Below are 8,853 nucleotides of genomic sequence, written 5' to 3'. Positions count from 1 at the left end.
AAGCATTTCTACGTCGTCGCTGACGCTCCTTGGTCGCCAAGAGGTATTTCGGAGAAGTGGAATCAGGCGACACATCCAACCGGCTAAGTGGCAAAGCCACCCGGACCTACGGTCCTTAAGCCGTTCGGACGTCAGAAATGCGCAAAGTTACCTGAAATATCTGAGATAAGAATATAAAGGGAAATACAAAATTAATGACAGGGAAAATTTAGAAGAAAAGGCTTGGTTGTGAAGTAAGATCACTTACAAAATGAGGAGGTTGATCATGAGGAATAATGCTTTAATAGTAGTTATTTTATCAATTGTGGCTGTCATTGGCGGTTTAGTTCTAAATTTTCAAGAGTTCTTAACTGGAAGCACGGCAAACGCAAAAAATTTGATTGTCACTTTTATATACATAGTTATTTGGATTCTTGTTTTAGTATTCGGTATCAAAAGCAAGAGTCGTATAATAATGATGTATTGTTTTACATTTTGGTTCGCAACGTTTCTCATCTCTATGTTAACTATATATATAAATGCAACAGAAGCTACTTTTAATTGGGCAATACCATTTGTTATTTTTTTCATAGGACAGTGGTATGGAGTTAATTTTTTCGTTGATGATTTTCTGACTGCATCAATCATAATAGCTTCAATTTCTTTTGGAATATCTACGGCTGTTATACTCTTGCTAAGACGCATGAAATGAGTTTGTTAGATAGTTACGATTAAATAATGTGAATATTTGAACCCCCATAGAGGCATTTCGAAGAAGTAAAGAAGTATAAATCAAAGCCACATGACATTAAAGACATGAAATTACATTAAATTCGAATTTGACGGTAAATTCAGAGGAGTCAGATACATCAGGTAACACCGCATTCCTACTGTGGGCATTCGCCCTTGATCGCCAAGAAGGATTTTCAGGGAGATTATTCAGGCGATACATTCAACCAGCTAAGTCTGACGACCCGGACCTACGGTCCTTAAGCTGCTTGAACGTCAGGAATGCCATACGTTATAAGAAATCCGGGGTAAAGACATTTGTTATTGCTTAGGACATTTCAAAAAAGTAGATTTGAAGTGACATGCTACTAGGGTTTATCGAGGAAGCAAATTTGAAATGACATTGTACTGAGGCATATCGAAGAAGTAGATTGAAGTGACGTTTTACTGAGGCATATCGAAGAAGTAGATTTGAAGTGACGTTTTACTGAGGCATATCGAAGAAGTAGATTTGAAGTGACGTTTTGCTGAGGCATTTCGAAGAAATAGATTTGAAGTGACATTTTGCTAGAGCGTTTCGGAGAAGTGATTTATTAAAGAATTAATGAGAATATTCAAAGAAGCCCCGGACATCTTATAACAATGCATTTTTGCTTCGTCGCTGACGCTCCTTGGTCGCCAAGAGGTATTTCGGAGAAGTGTATTCAGACGACACATCCAACCGGCTAAGTGGCAGAGCCACCCGGACCTACGGTCCTTAAGCCGTTTGGACGTCAGAAATGCCAAACGTTATAAGAAATCCGGGGTAAAGACAGTTGTTATTACTTAGGATATTTCAAGGAAGTTGATTTGAAGTGACATGTTACTAGGGTTTATCGAGGAAGAAAATTTGAAATAACATTTTGCTGAGGCATTTCGAAGAAGTATATTGAAGTGATGTTTTTACTGAGGCTTCAAAGAAGTATATTGAAGTGACGTTTTACTGAGGCATTTCGAAGAAGAAGATTGAAGTGACATTTTACTGAGGCATTTCGAAGAAGAAGATTGAAGTGACATTTTACTGAGGCATTTCGAAGAAGAAGATTGAAGTGACATTTTACTGAGGCATTTCGAAGAAGAAGATTTGAAGTGACATTTTGCTGGAGCTTTTCGGAGAAGTGATTTATTAAAGATTTAGTGAGAATATTCAAAGAGGCCCCGGACATCTTATAACATTACATTTTTGCTTCGTCGCTAACGCTCCTTGGTCGCCAAGAGGTATTTCGGAGAAGTAGAATCAGGCGACACATCCAACCGGCTAAGTGGCAGAGCCACCCGGACCTGCGGTCCTTAAGCCGTTCGGACGTCAGAAATGCGCAACGTTATCCGAAATTGGTATAAAGACATATTGAAATACTAAAACATGATTAAAAAGCGGAGGGAGTTTTTTTCTTGGGAAACAACCTGTATAAGATTTTAGGGTCCATATTTATGATAGTCAGCGGGGTATTATATACTACTGAAAGAATCATAGAGAAATTATCTGCTTCAATAGTTGCAGCAGGCTATGCATCTCAAGGAACAGGTTCCGATAGAACATCTTATTATTCAGGTTATTCAGGATTTTTTGATAATTTTTTTGTTTGGTTCTTTTTTTTCTTAGGATTTCTTTTATTAGCTTACGGATTTCCAAAGAGTAATAAATAGAACGCAGAAATAATAAAGTGCAAAAAATAATACAAAGACTAAGCAAAGTAAATAAGAAACATAAAGAGACTTTGATGGGTTGATTCAGAGAAGCCACCAACATCGGATAACATTGCATTACCACAGCGGTCGCTACGCTCCCTTGGTCACCAGGAGGGATTTTCGAAGAAGTTAATTCAGGTGACACATCCAACCGGCTAAGTGGCAGAGCCACCCGGACCTATGGTCCTTAAGCCGTTTGGACGTCGGTAATGCGCGAACGTTATGCGAAATTGCTCTATAAACATTGGAGAAGCCCAACCCCATGAAAAAGAATATAATCCGGACGTAAAAAACCGAGGAAGAACAAGAATCATAGGAACTATCGCTCCAAGAAACGCCGAGGTCGGCGGTAGGATCGAACTCCTATGATTCTTTTGGCGTCTAGATTATATTCAGGAAATTTCATGGGGCCGAAAGATTCGCAAAACTTTCCTAATCCCATACCTTTGATTCCTAATGATAACTCGACTAGGTAGAGGAGCATAATTATTCGTCCCGAGGGATTTCAAAGAAGAAGGTTACTTAGAAGAAGAGTCAGAGTGAGCTTGGGCACGTAACCATCAAATAGACGAATAATTGAAGAAGACCGAGTTATCCAAGAAAAGAAGGAATCAAAGGCAAGAGCAAAGAAGGATTAGGAAAGGCGAATCTTTCGGGGGCAAATCGAAGAGGTCGAGCAACTACGCATAACAATGCATTTTAGCTTCGTCGCATACGCTCCTTGGTCGCCTAGAAGGATTCCTGGGAAGTGAATCAGGCGACACATCCAACTGGCTAAGTGGCGAGCCACCCGGACCTACGGTCCTTAAGCCATTTGGACGTCTGAAATGCGAAACGTTAACTGAAACTCCTTGAGAGAAATGTAAAGGCAAGAAAAAGCGCTAATTAAAGAGATGTTAAAGATGAGTAGAGCTTAAAACTGATATGAAAGTTTCCATACGGAAACAGATTTAAAGTAAAAACCATGAAAACATGATCAACTTATAACGAATATGGAATGTTTCCCACACGGAAACGATAATTGAAAAAAGTAGAAATGAAGAGCCTATATTTCAAGGAGTGTTTCCTATGCGGAAACAGGATTAGATAGGATCATTAAAAAAATAAGAGAGTTAAAGAAGTAAACACGTAAAAACCGGAACAAGTAATTTCGAAGGGTAAGTCGAAGATGAAGGAGCATCAGTTAACAATGCATTTTTGCTTCGTCGCTGACGCTCCTTGGTCGCCAAGAGGTATTTCGGAGAAGTGGAATCAGGCGACACATCCAACCGGCTAAGTGGCAGAGCCACCCGGACCTATGGTCCTTAAGCCGTTCGGACGTCAGAAATGCGCAACGTTAACTGAAACTCCTTGAGAGAAATGTAAAAGGCATAAAAAAGCGCTAATTAAAGAGATGTTAAAGATGAGTAAGGCTTAAACTGATATGAAAGTTTCCATACGGAAACAGAATTAAAGTAAAAACCATGAAAATATGATCAACTCATAACCAATATGGAATGTTTCCCACACGGAAACCATAATAGAAAAGGTAGAAATGAAGAGCCTATATTGCAAGGAGTGTTTCCTATGCGGAAACAGGATTAGGTAGAATCATTAAAGAAATAAGTGAGTTAAAGAAGGAAACACGTAAAAACCGGAACAAGGAATTTCGAAGGGTAAGTCGAAGAAGAAGGAGCATCAGTTAACAATGCATTTTTGCTTCGTCGCTGACGCTCCTTGGTCGCCAAGAGGTATTACGGAGAAGTGGAATCAGACGACACATCCAACCGGCTAAGTGGCAGAGCCACCCGTACCTGCGGTCCTTAAGCCGTTCGGACGTCAGAAATGCGGATACGTTAACTGAAACTCCTTGAGAGAAATGTAAAGGCAAGAAAAAGCGCTAATTAAAGAGATGTTAAAGATGAGTAGAGCTTAAAACTGATATGAAAGTTTCCATACGGAAACAGATTTAAAGTAAAAACCATGAAAACATGATCAACTTATAACGAATATGGAATGTTTCCCACACGGAAACGATAATTGAAAAAAGTAGAAATGAAGAGCCTATATTTCAAGGAGTGTTTCCTATGCGGAAACAGGATTAGATAGGATCATTAAAAAAATAAGAGAGTTAAAGAAGTAAACACGTAAAAACCGGAACAAGTAATTTCGAAGGGTAAGTCGAAGATGAAGGAGCATCAGTTAACAATGCATTTTTGCTTCGTCGCTGACGCTCCTTGGTCGCCAAGAGGTATTTCGGAGAAGTGGAATCAGGCGACACATCCAACCGGCTAAGTGGCAGAGCCACCCGGACCTATGGTCCTTAAGCCGTTCGGACGTCAGAAATGCGCAACGTTATCTGAAATACGGTTAGGATAATAATATTAAGGAGCATTTTTTATGAATGATAAACTGGAAGTCCTTGAGGAAGCGATTTCTGATGTAGGATATTGGTCTTGGTGGGCAGAGAAACTACCAGAAGTATTTCAACTCGAATTTGGAGGAACTCATATCTGGTCACCACCTATTAATTCCAGCCCACCGTCAGGTCAAGTTGCATTGAGATTTGGCAATCCTGTCTCTATTAGTTTTCTAAAGAGTGTTACTTCTAATCTACCGAATAATTGGACTGATCTATTTAGAGAAGATCAGTTAGAATCATTTTCAATAAACTATGGAGAGTTTAAATTTAACAACTCAAACTTTATTAGAGAGTTATTGAAATCAGATTATCTGGTCGAGATTAAATTTGGACAAGATCCATTACTGATGCTTGATAGTGACGAGTCTAAAGTCAGTCTGGCTTTCTTAGCTGGCGAGGTGGGTTTTATCATTATCGCACAAGAGCTTAGAATAATTAAACAAAACGGTGATATTGAATTAAATGATATAGAAGAATTAGTTTCGAGATGGTGGAGTTATTGGAAAGAGTATTGGAAAGTAAAGGGCACACAAGATGAACTTCCGAAGGATTATGCATGTGAAGTAACAATACCTTTGAAAGCTGATCAATGATGAACCGTACATCAGGTAACACCACATTCCTACTTCGGGCATTCGCCCTTGATCGCCAAGAAGGATTTTCAAGGAGATTATTCAGGCGACACATTCAACCAGCTAAGTCTGACGACCCGTTCCCTTCGGTCACTTAAGCTGCTTGAACGTCAGGAATGCCAAACGTTAGACGAAAGCACCTGAAAAACATAATAAAACACACCAATTTAAAGGACTGAAGTGACAATATGAAACAGACTATTTATTTTGTATCCGGCCCAGCTGGAGTGGGAAAATCAACAACTGCTACTAAACTTGTTCAATCTATAGATAGAAGTGCTTATATTTCTGGAGATGATATCAGTCATATTCCCGTAAATGGTCGTGGGCGGCCTTGGATATGTGAAGAAACATTAAATCTGACTTGGAAGAACATTTTAGATATAACAAGAAATTTGATTGGGGTTAATTATGATGTTGTCATAGATTATGTGACTTTTAACAAAGATTTAGAGTTGTTTTTAGAAGGAATTAAAGATTTGAATGTCAGAATTATATATGTAATTTTGATGGCTGATGAAGAAACACTTATATACCGAGATAAATTAAGACCAATTGAAAACCAAATGGGGGAAAGAAGTTTAATTTTACTTAGAGAATTTAGAGAATCAATTACAGAGGAAAGGTATGTATTAGAGACACAAAACTATAAAGAGGATGAAATAAATAAAATTGTAGAAGACATAAAGAATAATCTAAAGTACTTGGTTGTTAGCTGACTCAAGAAGCAGGTGCCATCGTCTAACACCGTTTTCCTGCCGGGTCGCTGACGCTCCTAGGTCTGCCCGAGGCATTTCGAGGAAGTGGAATCAGGCAGACAACCCTGCAAGGCTAAGTGGCGAAGCCACCCAGTCGCATGCGCTCCTTTAAGCCTTTCGGGTTCAGGAACACACAAACGTTATATGAAATCAACCTAATTAATGTAAAGGAGCCAAATGAATGATGATTCGAGAAGCAGAAGGAAAAGACAAAGAACAATTATTCAAGCTCTACAGAATGTTAGTTCCAAATAGCAAAAAAATGAATGTTTTAGAAGAACAAATAGAAAAAATCAGAGTAGACCCTATGAACTTTTTGCTAGTATACGATGAAGAAGGGGAAATCTTAGGGACAGTGACGCTAAACATATGTCTTCAGGCATTGCATGGTCTGAGACCATATGGAGTGATAGAGAATATAATTGTCCATGAGAATCATCAGAGTAAGAATATTGGACAAAAACTTTTGCAGTATATCGATGAGTATTGCAGATCTATTGACTGTCACAGAATAATGCTTTTAAGTAACTCTCAACGTCTAAGAGCTCACCAATTCTTTGAAAGAGAAGGGTATAGTGGGTCAGTAAGTAAGGGATTTAAAAAATATCTATAAATAGTTTATAAATAGAGTTTGATAGATCAATCGGGGAAGAGGTTGACATCATATAACAATGCATTTTTGCTACGTCACTGGCGCTCCTTGGTCGCCAAGAGGTATTTCGGAGAAGTGTATTCAGACGACACATCCAACCGGCTAAGTGGCAGAGCCACCCGGACCTTCGGTCCTTAAGCCGTTTGGACGTCATAAATGCGCAACGTTATACGACAGATTTAACAAATCAATTTACATGAATGATACGAGGGCAAATCCAATGAAGAAAAAACAGAATATTAGAGAGATAATCTATGTAAGTGGTAGCGAAATAGATAATAGTTGCTTCTATTCATATGGTATTGAATTCTTTGAATTTATGTCTTGTGTAGATAATAGACCAGAGAACCTAATTTTGCTTAAACATAAATTTGATAATGCTGAGTGGAATCAGCACTCCAGATTTGATTATGTAACATCTCAAGAAATAAATGAATTAATTGATGATTACATATATGGATATGGAGATTTTTGCTGGGTTGATTTTAATAAAGAAGAAGATCTCGATCAACTGACTAAAGTACAAATCGCTGAATTATTATTCTTTGGTCATCTTGCAAACCCATTGAACGATATACCAAAGGTAAGATTTGCTTATTATGCACATGATGATGGATGGTTTAATAAACTCTATGTAACAAAGCTAGAGGATTATGAAATGATTTTATCAAGAGCACTTGTGTTCAAACTACAGAAATTGACGAGAAGATCGATCATTAATATCCCAAGTGATATTTCAAGAGTTTTATTGGAATCTACAAAGGAAGGTTTATTTATAGATTTATCAAAGATCAAAAAAGGTAAAGATGAAATTCAGATTCCAATAACTGCAGTTGGACATTACAGAGACATGGATAAAGTTTATGATTTGAAGGATGAAATAATAGACTATAAGATTTGGTTAGTTTGTTCGAAGAGGTCATGGAAGCTTATTCAAGAAGGTTAAATCCGTCGTATAACACAGCATTCCTACTGCGGGCATTCGCCCTTGATCGCTAGAAGAATTTTCAAGGAGTATATTCAGGCGATACATTCAACCAGCTAAGTCTGACGACCCGTTCCCTATGGTCACTTAAGCTGCTTGAACGTCAGGAATGCCAAACGTTATAAGAAATCCGGGGTAAAGACATTTGTTATTGCTTAGGATATTTCAAAGGAGTAGATTTGAAGTGACATGTTACTAGGATTTATCGAGGAAGCAAATTTGAAATGACATTTTGCTGAGGCATTTTGAAGAAGTAGATTGAAGTGATATTTCACTGAGGCATTTTGAAGAAGTAGATTGAAGTGATATTTCACTGAGGCATTTCGAAGAAGTAGATTGAAGTGATATTTTATTGAGGCATTTCGAAGAAATAGATTGAAGTGATATTTTATTGAGGCATTTCGAAGAAGTAGATTGAAGTGATATTTTATTGAGGCATTTCGAAGAAGTAGATTGAAGTGATATTTTATTGAGGCATTTCGAAGAAGTAGATTGAAGTGATATTATATTGAGGCATTTCGAAGAAGTAGATTGAAGTGATATTTTATTGAGGCATTTCGAAGAAGTAGATTGAAGTGATATTTTACTGAGGCATTTCGAAGAAGTAGATTGAAGTGACGTTTTACTGAAGCTTTTCGGTGAAGTGATTTATTTAAGAATTAGTGAGAATATTCAAAGAAGCCCCGGACATCTTATAACACTGCATTCCTACTGCGGGCATTCGCCCTTGATCGCTAGAAGGATTTTCAAGGAGTATATTCAGGCGATACATTCAACCAGCTAAGTCTGACGACCCGGACCTACGGTCCTTAAGCTTCTTGAACGTCAGGAATGCCAAACGTTATATGCAATCAGGCTAGAGATGAAAGATCGTCGGAAACCCATTTCAAAGGAGTATCTTATGATAGAAATACTAGAAGAACCAATTGGGAATACGTACAAGCAATTAATATCATTGGCATTTAACATATGTGATGAGTTCATTTTAG

General features: G+C 38.0%; 6 protein-coding genes. All 6 read left to right on the top strand.

Annotated features, from left to right (window positions below; translation table 11 throughout):
- Positions 1 to 265: 265 nt before the first annotated feature.
- The 6 genes from AC1D69_RS24805 (at position 266) to AC1D69_RS24780 (ending at position 7,825) form a co-directional block, all read left to right on the top strand.
- Positions 266 to 691 carry a hypothetical protein gene (locus AC1D69_RS24805; protein ID WP_495458785.1) on the top strand — a complete coding sequence of 142 codons (426 nt, stop codon included), beginning with the start codon at positions 266 to 268 and terminating at the stop codon, positions 689 to 691.
- Between the two features lie 1,448 nt (positions 692 to 2,139).
- Entirely contained in the window at positions 2,140 to 2,394 is a 255-nt protein-coding gene (locus AC1D69_RS24800) for a hypothetical protein (RefSeq protein WP_495458784.1), read from the top strand.
- A gap of 2,421 nt (positions 2,395 to 4,815) precedes the next feature.
- Positions 4,816 to 5,430: a hypothetical protein gene (locus tag AC1D69_RS24795; RefSeq protein WP_495458783.1), complete on the top strand. Its 615-nt coding sequence runs from the start codon at positions 4,816 to 4,818 to the stop codon at positions 5,428 to 5,430.
- A 227-nt stretch (positions 5,431 to 5,657) separates the two neighbouring features.
- Entirely contained in the window at positions 5,658 to 6,188 is a 531-nt protein-coding gene (locus tag AC1D69_RS24790) for an AAA family ATPase (protein WP_495458782.1), read from the top strand.
- A gap of 220 nt (positions 6,189 to 6,408) precedes the next feature.
- Positions 6,409 to 6,840, top strand: a complete 432-nt coding sequence (locus tag AC1D69_RS24785; RefSeq protein WP_495458781.1) for a GNAT family N-acetyltransferase — start codon at positions 6,409 to 6,411, stop codon at positions 6,838 to 6,840.
- Between the two features lie 235 nt (positions 6,841 to 7,075).
- A complete protein-coding gene (locus AC1D69_RS24780; RefSeq protein ID WP_495458780.1) occupies positions 7,076 to 7,825 on the top strand; it encodes a hypothetical protein in 750 nt (249 codons plus the stop codon).
- Positions 7,826 to 8,853 lie beyond the last annotated feature (1,028 nt).

The sequence above is a fragment of the Paenibacillus sp. Y301 genome (assembly GCF_059445505.1).
This window is presented reverse-complemented; position numbering and strand designations above follow the sequence as displayed.